Origin of the sequence: Brakhagea baltica (assembly GCF_052161605.1) — a bacterium.
Taxonomy (GTDB): domain Bacteria; phylum Planctomycetota; class Planctomycetia; order Pirellulales; family Pirellulaceae; genus JBKCUI01.
The window spans coordinates 2,037,904-2,061,321 of the sequence record NZ_CP197409.1 but is presented as its reverse complement, the minus strand read 5'-3'; the positions used below and the strand labels follow the sequence as shown (position 1 = coordinate 2,061,321).

General features: G+C 51.8%; 15 protein-coding genes. 3 read left to right on the top strand and 12 right to left on the bottom strand.

The features are described 5' to 3' along the window. Positions 1-57 precede the first annotated feature (57 nt). The 10 genes from SH449x_RS07640 to SH449x_RS07595 form a co-directional block, all read right to left on the bottom strand. Entirely contained in the window at positions 58-1,575 is a 1,518-nt protein-coding gene (locus tag SH449x_RS07640) for a type IV pilus modification PilV family protein (protein WP_482380738.1), read from the bottom strand. Positions 1,576-1,586: 11 nt separating this feature from the next. Then, on the bottom strand, positions 1,587-3,026 hold the full coding sequence (locus tag SH449x_RS07635) for a pilus assembly FimT family protein (protein ID WP_482380737.1): 1,440 nt from the start codon (positions 3,024-3,026) through the stop codon (positions 1,587-1,589). Next, positions 3,023-4,258: a prepilin-type N-terminal cleavage/methylation domain-containing protein gene (locus SH449x_RS07630; RefSeq protein WP_482380736.1), complete on the bottom strand. Its 1,236-nt coding sequence runs from the start codon at positions 4,256-4,258 to the stop codon at positions 3,023-3,025. Before SH449x_RS07630 ends, SH449x_RS07635 begins: the two co-directional genes overlap by 4 nt. A 76-nt stretch (positions 4,259-4,334) precedes the next feature. After that, positions 4,335-5,336, bottom strand: coding sequence for a type II secretion system protein (locus tag SH449x_RS07625; RefSeq protein WP_482380735.1), 1,002 nt, complete (start codon positions 5,334-5,336; stop codon positions 4,335-4,337). Between the two features lie 136 nt (positions 5,337-5,472). Then, a complete protein-coding gene (locus SH449x_RS07620; RefSeq protein ID WP_482380734.1) occupies positions 5,473-6,933 on the bottom strand; it encodes a type II secretion system F family protein in 1,461 nt (486 codons plus the stop codon). Between the two features lie 411 nt (positions 6,934-7,344). Continuing rightward, positions 7,345-9,060, bottom strand: coding sequence for a GspE/PulE family protein (locus SH449x_RS07615; RefSeq protein WP_482380733.1), 1,716 nt, complete (start codon positions 9,058-9,060; stop codon positions 7,345-7,347). A 76-nt stretch (positions 9,061-9,136) separates the two neighbouring features. After that, positions 9,137-10,252, bottom strand: coding sequence for a type IV pilus twitching motility protein PilT (locus SH449x_RS07610; RefSeq protein WP_482380732.1), 1,116 nt, complete (start codon positions 10,250-10,252; stop codon positions 9,137-9,139). Between the two features lie 255 nt (positions 10,253-10,507). Next, entirely contained in the window at positions 10,508-12,265 is a 1,758-nt protein-coding gene (locus SH449x_RS07605; RefSeq protein ID WP_482380731.1) for a GspE/PulE family protein, read from the bottom strand. 405 nt (positions 12,266-12,670) lie between these two features. Further along, a complete protein-coding gene (locus SH449x_RS07600) occupies positions 12,671-14,233 on the bottom strand; it encodes a GTPase family protein (protein WP_482380730.1) in 1,563 nt (520 codons plus the stop codon). Next, complete coding sequence (locus tag SH449x_RS07595; RefSeq protein WP_482380729.1) at positions 14,230-15,438, bottom strand: GTPase family protein; 1,209 nt, start codon at positions 15,436-15,438, stop codon at positions 14,230-14,232. Before SH449x_RS07595 ends, SH449x_RS07600 begins: the two co-directional genes overlap by 4 nt. 207 nt (positions 15,439-15,645) lie before the next feature. Here SH449x_RS07595 and SH449x_RS07590 point away from each other — a divergent pair, with 207 nt between their 5' ends. Continuing rightward, positions 15,646-16,884, top strand: coding sequence for a hypothetical protein (locus SH449x_RS07590; RefSeq protein WP_482380728.1), 1,239 nt, complete (start codon positions 15,646-15,648; stop codon positions 16,882-16,884). Between the two features lie 193 nt (positions 16,885-17,077). Here the strand turns inward: SH449x_RS07590 and SH449x_RS07585 are convergent, their stop codons facing one another. Continuing rightward, positions 17,078-18,160 carry a Gfo/Idh/MocA family protein gene (locus SH449x_RS07585; RefSeq protein WP_482380727.1) on the bottom strand — a complete coding sequence of 361 codons (1,083 nt, stop codon included), beginning with the start codon at positions 18,158-18,160 and terminating at the stop codon, positions 17,078-17,080. A gap of 246 nt (positions 18,161-18,406) precedes the next feature. On the opposite strand from SH449x_RS07585, the gene SH449x_RS07580 reads away from it, so the two are divergent. Next, positions 18,407-19,000, top strand: coding sequence for a response regulator (locus tag SH449x_RS07580; protein WP_482380726.1), 594 nt, complete (start codon positions 18,407-18,409; stop codon positions 18,998-19,000). Between the two features lie 118 nt (positions 19,001-19,118). Beyond that, entirely contained in the window at positions 19,119-20,216 is a 1,098-nt protein-coding gene (locus SH449x_RS07575; protein ID WP_482380725.1) for an ATP-binding protein, read from the top strand. Here SH449x_RS07575 and SH449x_RS07570 read toward each other — a convergent pair. Continuing rightward, entirely contained in the window at positions 20,176-23,412 is a 3,237-nt protein-coding gene (locus SH449x_RS07570; protein ID WP_482380724.1) for a S41 family peptidase, read from the bottom strand. The genes SH449x_RS07575 and SH449x_RS07570 overlap by 41 nt on opposite strands. Between the last annotated feature and the right edge of the window lie 6 nt (positions 23,413-23,418).

Genomic DNA, 23,418 nt, shown 5'->3' with positions numbered 1-23,418 from the left:
TTTCTGTGTGTGTATGTGTGTGTGTGTTTAAGCAAGTGTGCGGTGTCTAAACAACGATCACTTCCCCAGGTCGAACGTGCGTTGGAAAACGTGTACGACTTTTGGAACGATGGTCGCTGTCGTTTGGGTAAACTGATAATAAGGTGATGACGGATCGATCGGATTGCTCAGTGTAAGGTTTGCAATCCCGGCCTCTCTTGCACTGCGAATCTCATTGGCTGTCCAATCCCAGGGCGTACCTGAAACTCGAACCGTGCATGGAAAGAAGGGTGACGAGGGAGCACTCACAACCCTATACCATCGATGCCTTTGTCGTAAGGCGAAGACACCGGGCGTCGGTGGGCCCTCAAAATGGACGACATATCGCGACAACATAATCCAATCCCCCGGAACAATATTAGCATCCAAGGCAGAACTCGCATTGAGAACGATTTCAAAGTTGCCAGAGTTCATCGATAGGTTGTTGCCAGGTATACCCGTTACCGATGCGATCTTTTCGGCTTCAGGAAGTACCGCGCCAGATGTAAAACCGGTAACTAGCGACGAATCCGGTGTTAACTCAGATATATTCCGCTTGCCATACAACACCATCGAGACGTTGTAGAGCTCAGGGAAGATAGGCGACTTAAAATCGGCGAAATTGGTTTGTGGTGGGATCAACCGTACCGTACTTTTCGGGACGATCGGCGTATCTTCATCCGGGCAAATCATGATCGCCCACGAGCCACCGAACCGGGACGAACCACTACCACCTCTGATCAACGCGGGAACATGATTAGGATCGTCGGAGTTCTCCGTTGCAAGAAAGTTTCGAACAGGTACGGACGTAAATTTGGAAGCCGTAAACTGATCGATCTCACCACCATACGAACTGGTCAGCAAACGAGCCGCCGCAGCCTTCATCCAGCCATTATTCAAAGCCCCAGATGTGACGTGAGAATCACGAAGACTGATTCGCCAAAGCCTAGGAGTCGGACCAGTCGTGAATGGTGATGGCTGATAATCCTCAGAGTAGTAAGGAAACCGATTCCGTCGAAATGGGGCCCACGCATCGCGAGCGATCTTGGTAGTGGAAACGAATGCTTGCTGCCCTAAGAAATTAGGATCAAGGTAAAAACAGGTCCCAAGAGCACGATTGATGTTAATCCACGCGTGAATCCGATTCGTTGGATCTACATAAGGCTGACCTGGACTTGGCGGGTAATCACGTACTTGCGTTGGCAAATATTGATGACGAAAGAGGTTGTAGGGAGGCGCAGCGCCCGCGAATCGATCCCGACCGGAGTAGAGATCGCGAAACGAAGTGAACACGCTACGATTCGAATCACCGAAGCCACCGTTGGAGTCGTCCACGATCTGCCACGGACTTTCCTCCGTTGGCGTTAACAAGGAACTCGACTTCGTCATCGCCGACGCACTGATCCCGTTCGCCAACGAATAGGTTATGGTTTGACTCTCGTTCGCTTGCCGCGCTGCATAGGGAACCAGCAACGCAATGCTCACCAATCCGAATAGAATAATACCCATCGAAAAGATGACTTCTAAAAGCGTTAAGCCTCGCTTTATTTGTTTCATTGTAGTCACCTTTATTGAGTAGTCTGTGTGGAACCAATAGCCCGACGACGCACCAGCTCGACCAATGGCCCTAAATTACTCACTCGTGTGAGTGGCGAGCCGATCCAACTCGGATCCAACTCGGGTGGCACCGGATTACCAACGCTATCCAAAGTTGGCAAAGTGTCGTCGGGTAATCGAATGGTCCCCGCTTGTGATACCGAAATACTGCCGTCGCTACCGGATATCCGAATGATCTGACTATTCGAATCCGCAAGGTTGCCCGCATAGGGAAATTCCGACGGCTCAAACTTAACCGTGACCTGATCAATCTTTCCGATGTGCAAATAGACGTCATCTACGACATCGATCGCCTTGTAGGAATTTACAATTAAGCCGGCATTTGTCGGCATATCGTAGTTGGTATAAACCCGTTGCAACGCCCCATTACCTCCGAAGACCAAAATCACAGGCCTCAACTCCGTTGCGGTCGGCAAAGGTCTTAACGAACCGGGAACTGGACCGGTGATCGGGCTGACCCAATCCGAAGAAAATCGTAACCTGTAATCACCCAACGCATTCGAAGTCGCGACACCCGCAGCATTGAGCACGTTGATAGACCTCTGGGTACCAAATCCACTGAGAGAAAGATCAACGCAAGTTCCTCTCGGCATCGATAGAGACTGAGTCGCTGAGAATCTCGGCCTGAAATGGATGTTGAAAGGATACAACCTCATCTTCGGCAAATCGTCCGGAGGATTTACCAATTCGTTGGTTTCAATCGAACGACTCTGGGGAACAAAAATCGCAAATTGCCTAATACCCGGCGCGAAGTCGTTTGTGTCCTCTACGACCTTGACGATCGGGTACTTGATCCCGCCAAATGAAATTTGCATGGGGACATCAAGAACCCTCGTATCGTTGTATGGCTGCGTTTGAAAGAGGCTTCGGATGATCGGTGTCGTGAGAACATTACCACGAAGCAAAATTGTATTGTAATTTCCAACAACCCCTCCGTACTCAATGGCATTGATCGGCGTTGGGGTGCTTTGAACAAGCCGCTCGATTCCAAACGATTGCGCATCGCTTGGGCGTTGTTCCTCCGCGAGACTAAGACGTATACAGGCGTTGTACACCGTGTAGTTCGACGCCAAGTCTGTGTCGCTTGCAATTGCTGATCGTATCTCGCTTAAGTCGATGATCCCATCGCCATTCGCATCATACACTCGGCTTGACACCCGTTCGAGCACCACCGCTACCTCTTTACCTGAGGCGATGGCCCTCGCCCGTGCCGCCTCCAGATAGTTACGGACCAAAAGTCCCGCTTGCGATGCCTTGCGGCTAGTCATCAGTGACCGAACCGCCGGCAACACCAAAGCTGCTATCAACGTGACGATTCCCAAGGTAACGAGCAGTTCAACCAGCGTCATACCAGCTGCGCCATGTTTGACTCTCTGTCGCTGACGCATCATAGTGCGACTCCTGTTCCTTGCAGATTCGTGATGTTATCCGAAACGGGGTTCGTATTGCTGAGGTCCAACGGCGATGCCAATCGGAACTGCGGTGCGGTTCGTGGATACCATGGATCGCAGAAATTCCTACCCGGAGGCAGCCAGCTTTCTTGTCCGGAGGCATTCATGGCCGCTGCCCAAATGACATCGGCTGATGACCTGCTGCCTACATACAAACCACCCGCACGTCGCATATTGTCTGGAATCGGATCGAGCTCGAAACGTATACCAAAAACCCCATCCGCCCCCGCACTTACCACCATCGGCATGCCCAGCGGCGCCGGAGCAAAATTCGTCCCCCAACCCGGATCCGAAGCAAATCGATCGTAAGGCTCATCCGCTAAAGCTAACCTACCATTTTGTATCAAACGAGGATCCAGCGGATCGGGATGAGAGAACAAGACTTCCGGTGACCCAGAGGGCCATCGAATCCAACCTATCGGGTTTCCCCATGCATCGAGAAACTCCTTCAGACCATCACCATCCGTATCGCCAATCTCCGCTGCTCCAAATGCCTCAAGAGCGGAATCGCCGTCCGCAATCGAATCCTCCACGATCGCGAACAATAACTCTGCGTTCGCGTTGGTCGTTTCCCAGCCATCGATGGGGCGATAGTAATTCCCCTCAAGTACGCTAAGCCTTCGCAATAACCTTATCGCTCTAGTGGAAAGGGCACTAGGAGCGATCCCTTTGATCTCACCTCGTGCTGCATTGAGAACAATACGAATCACCGAATCCGGATCTGACCCCACACCACTTATCGCATTGGTCCGAGCTCTGGTCCACTTGATATCATCTGGATGATCGGGCATCTCCATCCGAATCCGATCGCGAACAAACAATAAATTGGTTCGTTCGACTCTCTGCAATCGACTCCGCATGCGCTCCGCTGGATTGGTATTCAAAAAGGTCCAGTTTGCCCACGAAAGATTCTCCCAATTCTGGTCGTACGCAATTCCAAGTGGCTCCGATGTGTAATCCTCGTAAGCCGAAACCACGATTCGAGAAATCTTTTCCACCGTTGATCGGGTCTGCTGCGTTTTGGCTTCTTGCGATGCACCTCGGTAAGCCAGGGAAAACAACCCACCGATTAAACCAATAATCGCTATCACCATCAGTAGTTCGATCAATGTAAAACCACGAGGCACGAAGCCCCTGGCCTTTCGATCGTTAGTTTTAGCATTGGGAATCATAGGATTTACGCACTACTGAAACGGATGAGAAGAAAAGAAGCGTGCGAATGGACTTGCGAGCAAGTTCACTACCGAATTACTGCCGAGCCCGATCTGCTAACACTCTCTCTGGAACGCAACTGGCTGCATTGTCTCGGGCGAAATTCTTGGCAAAGGACGGAATCTTGAACTTCCTAACGCTAGGCTCGAACATGTAAAACGGATTGCTCCCAAAGTTAACCGTCACCCCATCCCCTCGAGATGTGAAGAGGACATTTCCTGGATCGTACCCAAAGATCCCATCCAGTCCGGAACTGATGATCTGAAAGGTTCCCGGGTTTTCAAAGTTCTTGATATGTGGTCGCGGATCAGGCGCGGTAATGGTCATGTCGGGATTCTCCACCAACAGAGGCATCGCTCGGCCGTAAGTCGGACTATCAAACGAGTTGTAGAGCATGGCATTGTTGGTCCGCTTGATTACATAAGTCCGACTATCAAAGTAAAGCAATGGGGTCTCCGATTGATAAGAAGCGTAACTCGGTAAAGGAAGCGTCGGATGTACGGTTGGTATCAAACGTCCAGCCTCGAACTCAAACTGCCCATTATCACGCTCGGGATTGTAGACCAAAATGGGAGCAACGATGGTACCGGTATTCTTAAAGGGCCCCCCTTTGCCCGTGAGTGGTTTCTGCTTGTCGCTGCTAAAACCACCGAGAAAGAACACAACGGCCTCCGCCCTCGACATAACTTGGTTATCGATATTGGCTGGACGAATAATGGCAAACTCCGATTGCAACATCTCCGGAAATGCTTTCCGAAGGTGAGCCTCCATCACTGGCCACGAGCTTCCGTCCGGTGGGTACTCTCCATACTTGGTACGATACTGCTCCACGGCATCCGCGAACGTGTCGACCTCTAACTTAATCGCCGCTTGCAAAAAGCCGACTCGCACCGCAATGACTGCTGGCACTGTAATTGCCACCAATACCCCAATGATGGAGATCACAACCAATAGCTCTACCAAAGTAAAACCTGATCGGGGATTCATCGAGCGACCACGATAGGATCGGACTCTCTCGTTCTCACTAAGTAAAAACATGCTCAGCTTGCTCCTAAAACATTCTTGACGAGTTCGAACTCGTTGCCACTCTTCCTGCAACCCGCACGTACGGTCGTTAAAACCTGTACGTAATTTGTACCCTGACCAGAAACCTTCTCAGGCTCCCTGTCGACGACTAACCACCGCTCAACTGCGTGATCAAAGTGATCAACGGCATGAACAAGGAGACCACGATAAATCCAACCGCTCCCCCAAGGAAAACGATCAGCATAGGCTCGATCAATTTCGTCAACCCCTCGGTCATAACGCGAACTTCTTCGTCGTAGTTGTCAGCCACCTTGTACAACATGGTGTCCAACTCACCGGTCTCCTCGCCGACGTCGATCATGTTAACCACCAAGTCATCGATGACCCGTGTCCGCATCTTCAGTAGATAAATCATCGCCATGATGAGCATCCCCAGACCGATGGTGATTCCGCTGATGATGATCATGTCCTGGCCGCTCGCCGACTTCTTAGCAATCTTGCCCTTCACGACCCCTTGAGCCGAAGTCACCGCCACCGACATCATCATGATGCCAGGGAACGCACCGGTCCAAACCCAGTAGAACAATGCCATCGGGTGGAACCCAGGAATCGAGTTCTCCTTCATCGGCTTGGCTATCACGTCCCCTTCGCGGATCGCTTCAATCACTTTGTTAAAGATCCGCTCGAACATCGCATTCCCCGCGGTCTCGCGAGTGATGTTGAGCGCCTCCAAAATCGGAACCCCCGAGGAAATCAATGTCCCGAGCGTCCGAGTCGTCCGGGCCAAAATGTTTCTCTCCACCAAGGAGCCGAAAACCGGCACCTTGATGATGTACATGTCATAGCCAATCCGACCATGCTTGAACTTTCGGACAATCTTGCCAATCAGCCAACAGCAAATCGGCAACAGAATCATCAACCAGTAATACTTCACCACATAGTCGCTCATCGCCAACAACAACACAGTTGGCGCGGGCAATGGCAACTCGAACTCATCGAACATCTTCTTAAAGGTCGGAACGATAAAGTACATAATCCCGGCGAGAATCAAGATCGCGACCAAAACGACCGCAACCGGGTAGATCATCGCCCCTTTGACTTTACGCTTGAGGGACTCGGCACTCTCCAAGAACTGGGCCAAACGCTGAAGAATCGTCTCCAACGCACCACCGGCCTCCCCCGCCTTGATCATGTTAACGTACAACCGACTGAAAACCTTTGGACCGCGTGCCATGGCCTCTGACAAGGTCATACCGGTTTCGATGTCATCGCAGACATCCTGCAAAGTAAACTTAAGCCGACCCGGTTTTTGGTTGTTCTCCAAGATCTTCAACGATCGCAAAATCGGTAGACCTGCGTCCTGAAGAATGGACAGCTGTCGAGTAAAGGTGCAGATGTGCTTGGTCTTGGCACCACCAATGACGAAGCCCCGCTTTTGCTTCTTTTTGCCAGCGACGGCCGCTTGAGCACCCTTTTTGAGGGATAGCTTCGTGACGAAGTACCCCATTTGACGAATCGTATTCTGTGCTTCTTCTTCGTTCGGTGCCTCGATAACGTCCCGGATCTCTTGGCCCGTTCGGTCCATCGCCTCGAATTGATACATTGGCATTTTGAAGCTCTCCGCCTAAATAATTAACGTCGCGCGACGACGCCAGCTCCCACTCCGAGCTGCCCGTCTACAGTCATTCTTAGAGTGATTGGAGCAAGTGCCAAAGAAAAAGGTAAAAATTCTTGATAGTGAAATTTTTCCGATGCAGCAGTCGCAACCGGTACATCCCCGTCCATAGGGGGGCTGACGAGAGGGAGGTTGGGGGGGAACAGCAACTCCACGCCCAGCTCAAAGCCTCCTCAAAGCCTCTGAGCGTGCCACCCGTACGCATGCCCAACGGGCTGCGCTAAAGCTCTCTAACCCGGATCGGCCCAGCACTGCCTAGCCCCGCATCCCCTGCGAGCCGCTACCACAGGCTGCCCCTGGAGGCGTTAGCGCAGGGCGATGCCCGTGCGGCTAAACAATTTGGGACTAGCCGTCATGGACCGTCTCTCGGACCACTTCCTCGGCAGAGGTCAAACCCTGAAACACGAAATCCTTACCGTAATCCCGGAGAGAAATCATGCCATACGATTGCGCTTTCTTGCGAATGTCGTCCGTGGTGGCGTTTACCATGATCATGTCCCGCAGCTCATCATTCATGATCATCAACTCAAACAACCCAATACGCCCCTTGTAACCGGTGTTGTTGCAGTTATCACAGCCTTTGCCACGATAGAACTTATGCGATTTCGCCTCGTCTTCACTAATTTCTAACTCCGCCAAAATCTCATATGGAACCTCGGTCTCCTCGCGGCACTTGGTGCAAATCCGCCGAACTAATCGCTGAGCTAGAATCGCCTCCACGGTCGCGGTAATCAAAAAGGTCGGAATCCCCATATCCTTCATCCGAGTAATAGTGCCCGGGGCATCGTTGGTGTGAAGCGTGCTAAACACCAAGTGCCCGGTCAACGACGCTTGAACCGCAATTTCGGCAGTCTCCAAGTCCCGAATCTCACCCACCAAGATAATGTCGGGGTCCTGACGCAAAATAGCTCTCAGACAGGATGCAAACGTAACGCCAATGTCATGATCGATCGGAATCTGCACAATCCCATCGATGTCATACTCGACCGGATCCTCGGTCGTAATAATCTTTTCCGTCATCTCGTTCATCTCAGACAACGCGGAATACAAAGTCGTCGTCTTTCCCGAACCCGTGGGACCTGTAACCAAAACGATACCATTTGGCCGCTTCATCACGACGCGAAACTCGGTCTTGGTTCTTTCGTCCATCCCCACCTTGTCCAGCGATAGATTCACCACCGTGCGGTCGAGAATCCGCATGACAACACTCTCGCCAAACATGGTGGGCAAAACGCTGACCCGCAAGTCGACGTTGTGACCACCAACGGACAACTCGATCCGACCGTCCTGGGGCAATCTACGCTCGGCGATATCCAAATTCGCCATAACTTTGATCCGAGTCGTGATGGCAAACGCCAAGTGACGAGGGGGTGGCACCATTTCATAGAGAACCCCCTCGGATTTGATCCGAATCCGGAACTCATCTTCAAACGGCTCAAAGTGAATGTCGCTGGCGTGATCCTTAATGGCCAACAAAAGGACCAAGTTCAAAAGCTTTCTCACAGGCACGCTGTCCGCCAATGCTTCTGCACCGTCCAAGTCGAACTTGTCCCCCTGGAGCATGCTGGCCTGCTTGAACAACTCTTCATCGGCCGCTAATTCGGCAACAATCTTTTCTACGCTCAATGAGTCGGAGGAATAGTATTTCTCAAGCGATGCCTTGATCTCACGCTCCGGGGCAATCACCATTTCGATGTTGTAGCCTAAGAACGTTCGCAACTCGTCTTGAATGGTTAAATTCTGCGGATCACATGTGGCGACCGTCAATGTTTGGCCATCGAACCGTACCGGGATCACGCGGTAAAGCTGAGCCATGGTCTCGGTGAGACGCTCCAGCAACTCAGCGGGGATCTGCTGCTCCGCAAGCGAAACAACCTTCATTCCCATCTGCTCGCCCAAGGCTTGGCACAATTGATCGTCTGTGATCAACGCCATGTCTTCGGCAAGCTTGCCCAGCAACATTCCAGGTTGCTGCTGTTGCTCCTCTAAAAGCAGCTGCAATTGCTCATCCGAGATGAACCCCATGTCGACAAAAATCTGGCCAATGCGTCGCGCGATCATTCTGTGGTTTGCTCCAACTTTTGGGTTCTATGAGCTAGTTGAGGAGGTTGAAAAGGGGTGTTTCCGGGGAGCTTAATCAGTTGCCGTGGTCAAAATCTTCTTCCGGCGCTTCGTCTTCGATTCCCTTTCGGGCATTAACGATTCGCTTTGCCAAGTCATCTGGTCGATGAGCCTTGGCCAAAATATCTTCGATCACAACTTTGCCATCCTGCCACAGACTGAACAACGCATCATCCATGAGCTGCATCCCGAACTTCGACCCGGTCTGAATCGCCGAAGTGATCCGGAAAGTCTTGTTTTCTCGGATCAAGTTCGCGATGCCGTTCGTGACCACAAGGACTTCGTAAGCTGCCACCCGGCCGCCACCCACCTTGGGGATCAAGGTTTGAGCAACGACTCCCAGCAAGCTGGACGAGAGCTGAGTTCGGATCTGATCCTGCAAGTTTCCAGGGAAAGCGTCGATCAATCGGTTTACGGTTCCTTGTGCGCTGTTGGTGTGCAACGTACCGAAAACAATGTGCCCTGTTTCCGCAGCACTGATCGCCGCAGAGATCGTTTCCAAGTCCCGCATTTCACCGACGAGGATGCAATCAGGATCCTGACGCAAGGCTCTCCGAATCGCCTCCGAAAAGGAAGGGACGTCGACGCCGACCTCCCGCTGATTGATCGTGGATTTGATGTGATCGTGATAAAACTCGATCGGATCCTCGATCGTGATGATGTGGTGGTCGTGCGTTTCGTTGATGTAGTTGATCAAACTGGCCAGCGTCGTACTCTTGCCCGATCCCGTCGGCCCGGTGACCAGAACAAGCCCCCGTGGCCGCAATACCATTTTGATAACCGCTTCGGGGAGACCTAACTGCTCCGGCGTCAGCTTGTCATTCGGGATCTGACGAAGCACCATTGAGATGTTGCCACGCTGCTTGAAAATCGAAACCCGAAAACGGGCCAAGGTGCCGAAGGCGAAGCCAAAGTCAGCACTGCCCGATTCCTGCAATTCTCGTTGGCAACGTTCCGGCGCGATGCTTTTCATTAGCTGGACCGTATCGTCGGGCTCTAAAACCTTGGTCTCGAGCTTTCTCATCCGACCGTGCAAACGAAAAACTGGGGGCTGGCCGACGACGATATGAATGTCGCTTGCTCCCTGCTTGACGGCCGCCTGAAGAAGTTTATCAATTAAAACCGTTGCCATGCTTGAATCCGAACTGCCAGCTCTGCGTGTAAAAGTTTCGCCTCCGACTCAGCCGAGCAGAAAGCGAGTCGGGACGAGTCAAAGGTTAGGGGGTGGTGATGAAAAAATGCAATGTTTATGGGGCATGAGAGACACCGCCGTGGGGCACCTCTATCTTAATTGTCAGCGAGTGCGAAGTGAAATCGGCGCGGGGATATTCGAACTATTTTCGACGAACGATCTTCCCAGCCAAACCCCACCACTCCGTTGAAATGTTTAATTGTTCAATGTCTCTTTGATAACCCGGGCGATGGCCATGTCCTCCTGTTCGGTCTTCTTGGCCGTCCTATACACCTCGTCCAGCGTGGAGATTCCGGATATAACTTTTCTTAATCCGTCGCAATACAGGGTGGTCATGCCTTGGTTGATCGCCTCAACACGGAGCTCGGCAGACGACTTGGCAGCAAACATGAACTCGCGGATCTTGCCGTTCACCACCATCATCTCGTAAATGCCGATCCGTCCGCGATACCCCTTCTTCTGGCAATACGGACAGCCTTTGCCCTTCGAGAATTTGGATAGAGGCACGACCTCGGCGGGCAAGCCCGCTTCGGCGAGGAGTGCGTCGGACAAGCTGATCGGGTGCTTGCACCTGGTGCAAATCTTCCGAACCAAACGCTGTGCCATCACCGCGATCACAGAACTCGCTACCATGTAACCCGGCACCCCCATGTCTGTCATGCGGGTCACAGCACTGGGCGCATCGTTCGTATGTAGTGTACTGAAAACCAAGTGTCCAGTAAGAGAGGCCTGGATTCCCATCTGAGCGGTCTCAGTATCCCGCATTTCACCGACCAGGATAATGTTCGGTGCTTGCCGCAACATGGCCCGGATGATCCGGGCAAAATCGAGTCCGATGTTGTGCCGAACCTCGACCTGATTGATTCCCGGCAGATAGTATTCCACCGGATCCTCGGCGGTGATGATCTTGCGATCCGGTCGGTTGAGAGCGTTCAACGCTGCGTAAAGAGTGGTCGTCTTTCCGGATCCTGTCGGCCCTGTCACCAAGAAAATACCATTAGGCCGCTTAATCAAGCCTGTGAAAATCTTGAAGTCCCGCTCAGCCAAACCGAGCTGCTTCACCCCCACCTTGATGTTGTCTTTGTCTAGCAAACGCATAACGCAAGACTGACCATGATTAGTCGGGATAATGCTGACCCGTAGATCAAGCTCCTTCTCCCCCACCGTTAGCTTGATCCGACCGTCCTGCGGGCGACGTCGTTCCGCGATGTCCATCTTGGCCAAGATCTTGATCCGGGACATAATCGCACCTAATAGTCGTCGAGGAGGGGAGTCTCGTTCGACAAGCACACCGTCGATCCGGTAACGAATCCGGACCCGATCCTCGAATGGTTCGACGTGAATATCGGAAGCCCGCAACTGAACCGCTTCGGCAATCATGTACTGAACCAGTCGCACAACCGGCGCGCTGTCGTCCCCCTCCGCTTCATCGGCCGCGATCTTGTCTTCTTCGGTTTCGGTGAAGTCGATTTGCGTATCCGTGAACTCCTGCAACATCGAGTCAGCCGATTCACCCTCCACCTGACCATAATATCGGTTGATCGCCTCGACGATCTGCTCCTGAGATCCCAGTGCGGTCTCGACCTTCCGGTTCAAGATGAATCGCAGCTTCTCGATCGTTTCGATATCAAACGGGTCGGTCACCAAAACCTTGATCGAATCCTCCGCCTCATCGATCGGTATGACGTTGTTCTCCCGAGCCACCGATTCCGGTACCAACTGAATCACATGATCAGATATCCTTATATTGGAGAGATCGACGTATTCAAAGTGATGGAATTCAGCGAGAGCTTGCGTGACTTCATCACCCCCGGCGTACCCGAGACTGACCAATGCTTTACCGATCGGCATGTCCTGTTTACTGGACAACGTCTTTGCCTCGGTGAGCTGCTCCAAGGAAATAAGGCCTTTGGAAAGCAGAAGGTCAGTAAAATCTCGCATGGGTCGGTTCATGGTGCGGCTCAGATTAGTCTTAAAGAGCAGGCAAACGAAAATGAGGGTGACTAGCTCTAGGCAGACGAGATTCGCCTGCCCGTTTTATCAAGTATATCGAGTTTCGAACGGCAACCACAAAGATGTTTTACCAAGATATATGGTTTTCTCAGAATCCCCCATTTTTCGCCCCGGATTATTGATCGGCTGGAGTCGGGCCGAGGCGCCTCTCCTGGGTTCCGAGTCAACAACTGGATTCCGAAACTTCTGCGACGATGCGTTTTCCTGCTCCAAGGCGCCTCGGAGTTGACGCTTCACGCAGCACGATCTGAGATCGGAGCCATCACTCCTCAAGAAGCAAAAAACTCATCGAACAGTTCACCAATCAGGCTCGAGCTAGAAAAGTGCTCGAAAACAAGGCGATGACTATTTCTTTCTTATAGTACTCTTGACCAAGTTTGCGAGTTGGTCGACGACCTTTTCCACACGCCCTTTCTGGAACTGATCATAGTAGGCCCTCACCAAAGCGACCGCTTGTCCCTGACTGACCTCCGCCGTAATCATTTCCAGTAGTTCTTGCATCGGTCCTGGATCGACCGCCTTGCTATCCAACAAACAAATGGGAACATAGTCAATGACGACAGCCCCGAATAACTCTTGGCAGTAGGAAACGGTATTCTGAATGGAACGCTCTTTGATCGTTTGGGGGGATCGCCAGTTATAAGGTGGCGTCCACTCCTGAACGGGCCTTAGCAAATCGATGTGCGTTAAAACTCCAATAACTCGAGGTGGTTTCAATTCCGGATGCTGCCTGTAGTGCATCGCTAATTGCTCGAGCATATTGACGTCTGATTGCTTGGCAGGACTGTTGGCAGCTAAAACCAACAATACAATGTCTGCCGCCAACACCCCCTTGAGAATCTCCGACGATTCCTCTTGGGTGATCAAAGCATCGCTATAGCCTGGCGTATCCAACAGAGAAATCTGGATCGAGGTGCCTGACAACGCGAATCGATGACGATTGACCTGTTTCGTCTCGGGTAAAATGCTGGTTATGGCATGCTGATCCTGCAGCAATCTGTTGACCAAACTCGATTTGCCTGCATTGACTTGTCCCACGATTGCGATGCTTACACTCTGTGGATTGATTTGATCGAGCTTGCTACGATCCCCTTTGGCGTGGCGAACGGCGCCTACCAAATGACCGAACTGTTCCTTGTACACTTTCGAACCTGATCTCAGGCGTCCACTATACATTTCGATGAGATAAAAGCCCGCCATCTGTACGAACTTTTGGTAGATTGCGGTAACGATCTCACCCCGCAACTCCGTCGCTACCACCCCGGACTTTCTGTAGATCGGATAAGCCAACAATTTGATCGGCTGGAACACCATGGATGCAAAATAAGCGATATTGGATAAATTCCCAACATGCCTCGTGATATCAGGTATTCTAGACAACTGACCAATCGTCGCGATTTCGCTGCCAGGAAAATTCTCCTGCGTCCATGCCTCGAGATCTTCGACCGCCAAATGGATAACTGCCAAGATTTCAACTATCGTGACCGGGTGAAACGCTTCTTCGTCTTTCTGACTGTAGTAATGTTGCGCTAGTCTTTTTGAGAGACTTTGGACATCGGCTATGTAGCGTTGTGGATCGGCGATGACCGTTTCATCCACCTCGGCGATTTTCGAGCGATAGTCTTCGACGATCCTCATCGCAGCCTGATCCCGATCTCCCCAAAAGTCAGGCAAGTCCGGTGCAGCAATCTGTTTAGCTTTGGTAGAAAGACTGGGTTTCCAGTAAGTAGCAATCAACCAGGCAGCAAGCCAATTGAGAGGCAAAATCCAGACCAAGGTCAACAGCCATCCAGTTTGGAATAGAGCGACAATTCCCAAAATGACATAGAGTATACATGGAAGCGTCCAGACAAAGAACAAAATGACAATACGGGGATTGTTGAGAAACTGCCGTAGAATCTTCGTCATTTAGGGGAAGTCTCCCATAGTTGATGCCCTCTGGCTAACTGTTCGGCGAACATACTTCTAAGTTCTTCGTCCGACGGCGTTGCCCCTTGGGCGTGAGCCGCAAAATACCAGTCGGCAACTTTCCCCAACGCGTAGGTGAACGCGAACGACGCAGCGATGCTCGCTGCGATTCCAACAAACGGGATAAACTTAAGCAATTCACGAGCTGCCATCCTTACCGCAATCTGCGTACCCGCCACATTGGTCAATGCAAACCAATGCTTGCTAGTCACGCTCTGCTCGTAGGTTGCTGCGATCTTCTGAACCATCCTGGTCTGAATGCCTATGACAATTGGCATGTTGACCCACGGTATAGGGACTGCACTGGCCGTAGCGGCTAAAGCACTGGCTGCCAAAATCTGCCAATGAGAGCGTCGTTGAAGCTCAGTTGTGTCCAACAGCTTAAAAGATGTTGCGGCGGCCCAAGTTTGCCGATACGCCTGAGGCAACATCTCCAATACTTGTCGCTTCAAAAGTGTTTCACCAAAACCCGCATTCGCAAATCCATCATCTTCATGAGTGAAGTCAATAATAGCGATTCGATCATAAAGTCCTTCGAACTGCTTACACTTGAGTTCGATCAATGCAGTCAATTGCGGACTGAATTGATTTAGGTTGTATCCCTCTGCGTTTGCGTCTAACTCAAACTCGGGTCCTGACGACAAATCTGACTCCGGTGAGGCTTCATGCACGCAAGTCAGGACAAGCAGGACAGGTCTCGCAGGAGATGAGGCTCGCAAACGTTTTAAAGGCTCGATCAAACAATCCAAAGCATGATCGACGATACGAACGGTTACGATGAGCAAATGGCTTGAGGATTGGAACGCCTGTATATCTTCGCTAGCATCGTAATAGGCTTCCCCGAGTCCTCGCGTATCAAGAAATCGGAGGAGCGGAGCCTCGGCATCAGGAAAGTCGTATCGCCGCGAAAACTTAGTCTCAGGTCTGAAACCTTCGCCGATTGTTGCCTCCATAGAACCGGTTAGACGTCGGACAATCGACGATTTACCGCTCCCTGTTTTTCCAAATAACCAAAGCGTTGGGACCGCGACCCGTTTGCGCACAGACTCGATTTCATTCTCAAGCTCTCCACTTGGCTCAGCCCCCAACTGATTCTGATGTTTCGATTCCGTGGACCGCTCCTTTGGCTTGAAAATCCCGAACATTAAATTTTGCCTATCTTCCCCATGCTATGACTGTCTAGTTTTTCTAGGTGGCATTCTAACGCAATTCGACAGACTTTACCTAACCTCTACGAGACTCATTTGAGAAACCCTCGTGCAGCGGACATAACCTAACAATCGATCCTATCGTTGTGCAAGTCATTATCCGCACGATTGTATGCCACCGACGGACCAAACTTAATCGGACCAATGGAAGCTTTCCAGCGACTATCATCACGAAAAACAACCGGGATGTGGCGGTTCGTCATCCGACCGCTCACGGTATGTCTTTCCGGATGGATATGGTTCTCGATTCCAATCGTTGCCTTTCCTGACGACTTCGACAGCTCATTCTCCATACAAGTCATCGAGCCGTACCCAACTCAGGTCCCTTTGACCCATGCCAATGAAGATTTGGGGGCCCAATCGCTGACCCTGGATGAGTCTCAAATCTTGAAGCTCCTTAACCAGTACTACGCCCCCGTGGGAATCGTTCAGTCTCTAGCCAAACCATCCTCTAGCAAATCACACCTGTCGCCCGCCGACCAAGCACGGGAGTCTATTACGTGTCTCCTAGCTCAAACCGCAGCCGAGCGAATACGAACAGAGCGTGCAGCAGCCGCATTAAAGGCGCACTACGGAATCGCAGCTTCTCAATTCGCAGCTAACTTGATCGAAAGAACGCGCATCGAATTGAACGCTCAGGACGAAATCCAAGCGAGACTGATCGAAGCGGGTATTTCGATTCCCGATGATTCCTTGCTGACACGTCTGCGTAATGAAACGAACGATGCCGCTTTGGAAACGAATTCCAAGGAACAGATTATACGTATCGATCTGTCGGGGCTTATACCTGCAAGCTATGCCTGTCGCTACATCCCGTCAGTCCAGCAGGAACTGACGCCCAGCGATATCGATGTTTGCGAACACATACAACAAGCATTGGAGTGTCATTATGAGATTGTGGCGTTGACTCGAATTCGTAATCTTCTCTCAGCGGACACGGTGAATTTAGGCGATGAAGTTTTGGCGGCACTTGTTAAGCTCCCCACCCTTGCTGCAAGGAGCGTTAAACTTCTCGATCGGATCAAGGCACCTTGGACTGCCGCGGACAGGCAGTTCGCGGCGAACAAGCAGAAGCAGTTGCTCAGTTCGCTGATTCAAGAACGTAAAGCAGAGATAAGCCGTGAGATCGAGATTGCCTACGAGAAGAAGAAGGCCGCCGCATTGCGCTGGAGCCTATCTCGTGAACAGCTAGAGCTGTGGACTCGACGTGTTGAGCAATTAGAAAAATTGGGCAGCGAGAATCGGGGTACAATCGCGGAACTCGGAGCGGCCAAACTAGCACGTCTAAAGGAAGAGTCCCGGGTCATTGAACGCTGGCTGGAATGGCATCTGGCCAACGTAGAGTTCCATCAATCTATGGGATCCTGCCGCGCCTTGTTTTGACTCGAACGCAAATGAGTCCCGGTTTCTTGTAATGGACGAGGCAACGAAGCCCTTTGCACTGGAGAACGTCTGTTCTTATACCAAGAAGAGTCCTGCCGTATTCGTGCCAGGCGATCTGGCCTAGCTGCCTTGTCCACTACATCCGAAAAAATCTCAAAAACCAGCTAGCGATCCGCCTCTTTGACCGTTTCCGTTATTGGGTGTAGAACAACGCGTCCATGACCCTCTGAGTCTTGAGGCAGATCTCACCCCAACTTGGCTCGAGCGTTTTCGATTCGACAATGCGATGAAATCGTTCGAACATATTGATCTCTTGAGCAGGCGCGAACCCGGAATCGTATTCGTAAACCTGATGTTTTTCGACTCGGTTCTTCATATGAAACGAGCATCCCATGACATCAAATTGGGGTTGGCTGGTTTCAAAGGAAACCTCACCCCCGAAAAAGGGGAGGACAAAGTCGTCGAGCCGAGCGGATCCTGCTGTGCCACTGATATGAGCCCATTGTTGGTCTCGAGTTACGAATGAACAGTAGAAGCTGCCGGTGGATCCATTTGCAAAATCGAGCTCAGCGCTGAATTCGCCGGGGACTTCTTCGTCGCTACCTTCGCCACGAAGCGTAGAAATAGTTCGGCCTGATATGCGTGTGGGCATCTCCATTTCGTTGACCCAGAGAATAAAGCGAATGCAATACCAACCTAAATCCCCCAAACAACCGAAAGGTTCCAGATGACTATTGACTCGGATATTTCCCTTTGCGAAGTCATCGCCACCTGCGAACGAGAACTGGCACGCGACGCGGCGAAGCGTTCCGATCCGCGAGGGGCTCATGAGTACTTCACGTAACTGATCGAGCCTGGCTGAGTGCATGAACATCACACCGTCCATAAACTGAACGCCTTGTTTCTGGCAGACATCGAGGACTTCTTCCAATTCGGCAGCATTGAGGGCTGCGGGCTTCTCGGCTAGAACATGCTTCCCCTTCTTGGCGGCAGCAATGATCCATTCCTTTCGAACGCCAGTCGGAAGGGGGATGTAGACTGCGTCGATATCTTTGCGAGAAAGTAGCTCGTCATACGAGCCGAGGGCATCGACACTAGTCTTTTGGGGAGTGTGAGCGCTGCATTCTTTTACAAATTGCTCGGCGGCTTCGCGTCGGCGGCTTGCGACCGCTACGACCGAACCGGTTTGCGTTTGGGCGATGGCCCGCCAATTCTTTTTCGCAATGGTGGCAGCGGACAAAATACCCCAACGGCACGATACTGATCCCAAATTCACGTTAGTTCCTCAATCGATCTACTTGTCTTGAAAGTCCTGGGCTACGTAAAGCAGCAAATTTACCAGGTTTACTCTTTTTGAAATCCATCTTGACCTGATTTCCGTCACTTGGCTATTCTCCGCCCCAGCTACGGCAGGTTCGGTAAACTCCGCAGGAGCGGCGAGCCTCAAAGGATAGACCGAGCGAGCTAATTTGGCGACCCTTCGTCAACTTGGTAACGAACATTCAGGAAGGATGATTCCCTTATGTCTAATACAAAAACGGTATTCACAACCGGCGAGGCTGCCAAAATTTGCAAGGTTAGCCAACAAACGATCATCCGTTGTTTCGACAACGGAACACTGAAAGGCTTTCGGGTTCCCGGCAGCCGTTTCCGAAGAATTCCCCGCGACCAGCTGTTCGTCTTCATGAAAGATAACGGCATTCCTACCGATGCTCTCGAGAGTGGTAAGAAGAAGCTTCTGATCGTGGATGACGATCAAGATCTGGTAGATTTGATGTACGATACCTTTGCCCGCGATGGCCGATTCGACATCCGAACGGCCAACAACGGGTTCGATGCGGGTATGCAAGTCAAAGAGTTCCGACCCGACATGGTGGTTCTCGACGTGATGCTGCCCGACATCAACGGCAGGGAAGTCTGCCAACGTGTCCGAAGCGACCGAACCATGGACACCGTCCAGATTCTGTGCATCTCCGGTATGATCGAACCAGATCGGGTCGCCGAGCTGCGAACTTCCGGTGCCAACGATTTCATGCAAAAACCATTCACCACCGATCGTTTGCTCGACCGCGTCTGCGATATGCTCGAAATCGAGCGCCCTGCGGCGGTTGCCTAGTTTCAGGTACGACAGGGTAGTCCTGTCCCACGAATGGGCAGAACATATTACAATAGCGAGAGCGTCTTGTTCCAGAGGCGTTCTCGCTTTTTTCGTTTGCTAGCCGCAACGATCCATCATGACTTACAACTTAGATTCTTCCATCCAACAGGCGACTGTTGATTTGCTTTTGGCAACGCTTCGCTCCGTGCAACCAGGTGTAGACTCTGCGCAGTGGGAGCAGTGGTTTCATCGCTATGCGCCCGTCCTCGGATTTGCCGATTTGGTAGGAGCGGATATTTTGCAAAAGTTGCAAGCTTTGTTGGCATTCTTGCAAAACAACAGTGCGACATCCCATTCCGACTCGGAAAGCCGGGCGAGTACCGACTCCCTGATTTCGGCGGTGCATGCGTCTATTTTAGCGATTACCCAAAAGACTCGATTTGACCAAGCCGTTCAGGAGGAGTCTCGTCGCCAGATTTACAATTTCGTCTACGGACTCACGCACGAAATCAATAATCCACTGGCCAACATCGCAGCCCGAGCACAGCAATTGATGGTGGCGTGCAAAGATCCTATCTCGGCCAAATCGCTCGGTACGATCGTGGACCAATCGATGCGAGCGCATGAAATGCTCGCAGAATCGATGAACGCCGTTCGACCACCTAAGCTCGCACCGGAGCTCGTTGATATCTCACAAGCGATCGCTAAGAGCATCGAATCGTATCGCAAAAAAGCTGCGGCCCAAGAGATCGAGATTTTCGCTCACCCGATGCCAGCCAATCTGTATTGCACCATGAACCAAGATGCCTTTTTGGAATCTCTGGTTTCGCTTTTCCAAAATGCCGCAGAAGCATGCCGTCCGGGAGACCGGATTGATGTGGTAGCGGAATTGTTGGAAGCAGGCGATCCGGATACAGCGAATTTGGGCCATCCAGGTAGGCAGATTCGTGTTGCGATTCGGGATACTGGGCGAGGAATTCCGGCAGCCGATCTCGCCAAGGTGTGGGATTTGTATTTTAGTGGCCGCGAATCGGGACGCGGACTGGGTATTTCCCTCGCCAAGGCACGTCGAGTCATCGAATCATTCCGAGGAAAGATTTGGCTACTCAGTAACGCGAACACAGGAACCACTGTCGAGATCCGCCTGATTTCAGAGACTCCCCCAGCTCCCTCACGACGCAAGATATCAATCGCTAGGGGTTCGGCGAACCTCGGTCCTGGGTCGCGTACCTAGGTTTTGGTGTCTCCGGGGTCTGCTTGATTTCTTCCTTGAGCATCTCGACCGCTTTCTCCAATTGCTTGTCGACACCAGCTGGCATCTCGCCGGGAACAGGCCAGATCGTAACATCCGGCAACGCTCCATTGAGCTCCATGTCTCGACCATCGACAATCGAGAACCAACCACGGAATGGTGCACGCAAGACGCCAATGTCTGTGACCCGAGCCGAACCAGTACTGACCACGCCACCAGCGGTTTGAACTCCGACCAGCTTGCCTCGTCCCAAAGCCTTGATGGCATGGCTAAAGATTTCGGCATTGCTGTAACTGTTCTGATTGCAAAGAACAATAATCGGCTTTGACCACGTCGCGTAGATCATGCGGTCGTGTGGATACCCTTCTCCTCCCCCACGAGGCACCGTGATGGAATGCTTGGGTTGCGTCAGCGAGGTTAACAAATGATCTGTCGTGGAACCACCACCATTGTCTCTCACATCGATAACCAACCCGTCTTTTCCATAGCCAACATTGTAAAGCTCCTTTTCAAACTCCAAGAAGCTTGTTTGATCCATGGCACGAATGTGAAGGTAACCCAGCTTGCCTTCGGATAGTTTCTCGACCAAGTTTCGGTTGTACTCGAGCCAATGATCGTACAGTAGCGAGCGTACTCGAGCATAGGTCACCGGTCGAATCGAAAATTGTAGCTCTTGAACCTGCCCTTCTTGTTCGCCTCTTCGCTGAACCAGAAGCTGAATGTCTCGATCGATCGGACCGTTGAGGATCTCTGTCAAATCTAGTTCCGGATCCACCTTAACACCATCGATCATCAGGATGATGTCGCCAGCTTGCAATCGGCTCTTCGATTTATCCGTCGGCCCACTAGGCAAGACATCCCTAACCTTTAGACCGGGCCCCAAGTACTTCGGGTCAAATCGGGCCCCCAAATGAGCGGTCGGCTGATCGGTACGAGACGAGGAACGTGGCTCGGAAGACTCCACTTGCGAGGGAGTAAAGCCGAGGTGGGAGCCATTCAATTCACCGAGCATTAACTCGATGATCTCGCCCAGACCACGCTCGTCCATCGTGCGAGATGCTGCCTCGACATACTTGCGACGAATGCTGTCCCAATTGTTATTTCCCATCGCGGGGTCGTACCAAATTTCCCCCATGGTGGCCCATGCAGAATTGAACCCCTCTTTCAAGCGTCCTGAGCGGGATCGATCGTGGAGAGCCGCGAAGCTGTAAGTCGATTCTTTTTCTCCGTTCTCAAGCTTGGCCGGCAAACCAGCCTTCGTGCCAAGGATGCTATTCGACGACTTGGTCCAGCGAGCATTGGACAGAACCGTCGAGCTCATCAGCTTGGGTTGCAATTTGTCTGGGAACTCAACGCTGTACCAACCTGACTTGCCATCGATCGAAGCCGAAAACGCTAGTCGCTTGCCATCGGGTGAGAAGATTAAATTGGATTCGCTCGTGTCCGGAATATTGATTCGCTTGACCCGTTCGTGGATCTTAGCAAAGTCGATAGAAAAAGCTGGTTTGGTATCCTTGCTGTCCTTAGCGGCTTCCTCTTTCTTACCTGCCTCTTCTTTCGCTTTGTCCCCCTCGTCTTTAGACTTTGCCGAGTCACCTCGCTTCTTTTTCATTGTCTCGAGAGCTTTTTCAAGCAGTCGGTCGCGGCTGGTTTCCTCGTCAAAGGCTTCTTGCAAATAGACATAGTAGATATCGGACTCGGTCAACGTTCGTCGGCTGGTGAACGCCAATATCTTGCCGTCGGGTGAGAATGTCGGGTTGCGATCGTTGTCAGGATGCCGCGAGACGTTGACCGGTTCGCGATGCTTATCAAGGGGCATGATATAGATTTCGCTGTTGAAGTCATTGTCCTGCTGCGCATAAGCGATCCAGTTGCTGTCGGGCGAAATCGAGTAATCGATCCCGCTAAAGCCTTCTAACAGTGTGGTGACTTCTTTAGTGTCCACATTGAGCATGGCGAGATGACCGCGCCCGAGTTGAAAGATCAGCTTCTTACCATCCGGCGTAAAACTAAGATTGGATTTGCCGTCGGGAGTATTTGTGACGCGTGTTTCTATAAACTCTTTTTGTTGCCACCAGTAGAGATTGGGGTCCTTTCGCTCCATCATCCAAATATCCAGCTGACCATCGAGCCAGCGGGTGAACCAGACCGATTTGCCATCGTTACTAAAAATCGGCGCTTGCTCGTGCCCATCCGTTTTGGTTGCACGGACCGGCTCCTTTAGTTCCGTATCCATAAACCAAAGATCGCCGCCAGCTGCCAGGACGATTTCGAGTCCATCGTCGGTAAAGGCAACCTCATCGGCCCGGTTTAGAGTCGAGCGGAGTACGTCATCGGGCAAATCGTTATCGGCTGCAATCTTGATCTCAAGCTTGGAAGGAGCTTGCCCCGATCCAGGTTTGTAGGAGTATAAATCGAACAAGTGTCGGAAGACGATGGTCGAGCCGTCGCGAGAGATGACTGGAAAAACGATCGAGTCGTGATCGAAACCTGCGATCTTGGTTTGTTGTGCGGGTTGGTCGTCGACGCCAAACTGATAGCTCCAGAGATCGTAGCCGTGATTGGCCCCCTTTGCGAAGTAAAAGCCCGTCTTGTCAGGCATCCACATCGGCCAAAGGCATTCCACTTTTTCGTGGAGCAGTTCTTTGACCTCAGAGTTCTCGAGATTCAGTGACCAGATCTGCGCCGCTCGTTCGCCGACGTAACCTTTGCGAGCCCAACGCTCCCCCTCGCGGACCAACAGAATCGACTTACCGTCGGCTGATAGCGTTGCATAAGTGGTGTTGTCATCGAGGAGAACTTTTTCCGCAACTCGTTTGGTGATGTCGACTTTGAGAAGTCGATTAGAGCCGCGCCAGAAGTGGTCTCGAGAGCCGATCGCGAGCAAGCTGTTTCCATCGGGGAACCAGTCGGCGAGCGAGTATCCCTCGGAATGGTAAGTTTTTTGTTCTGCGAGCCCCCCATCGGCGGGCATGATAAAGATCTGATTAGAGCCGGTACGATTGCTGATGAAGGCGATTCGTTTGCCGTCGGGAGAAAATTTGGGATCACCGTCGCGCGCAGGGTGGTTGGTAAGTCGCTTGGCTTCGCCACCGGTGATGGGGACGGTCCAGATCTCGTTTGCCCATCGAAAAGCGAGGGTTGCCCCATCGGGTGAGAGGGCCATATCACTAGTCATTTGGAC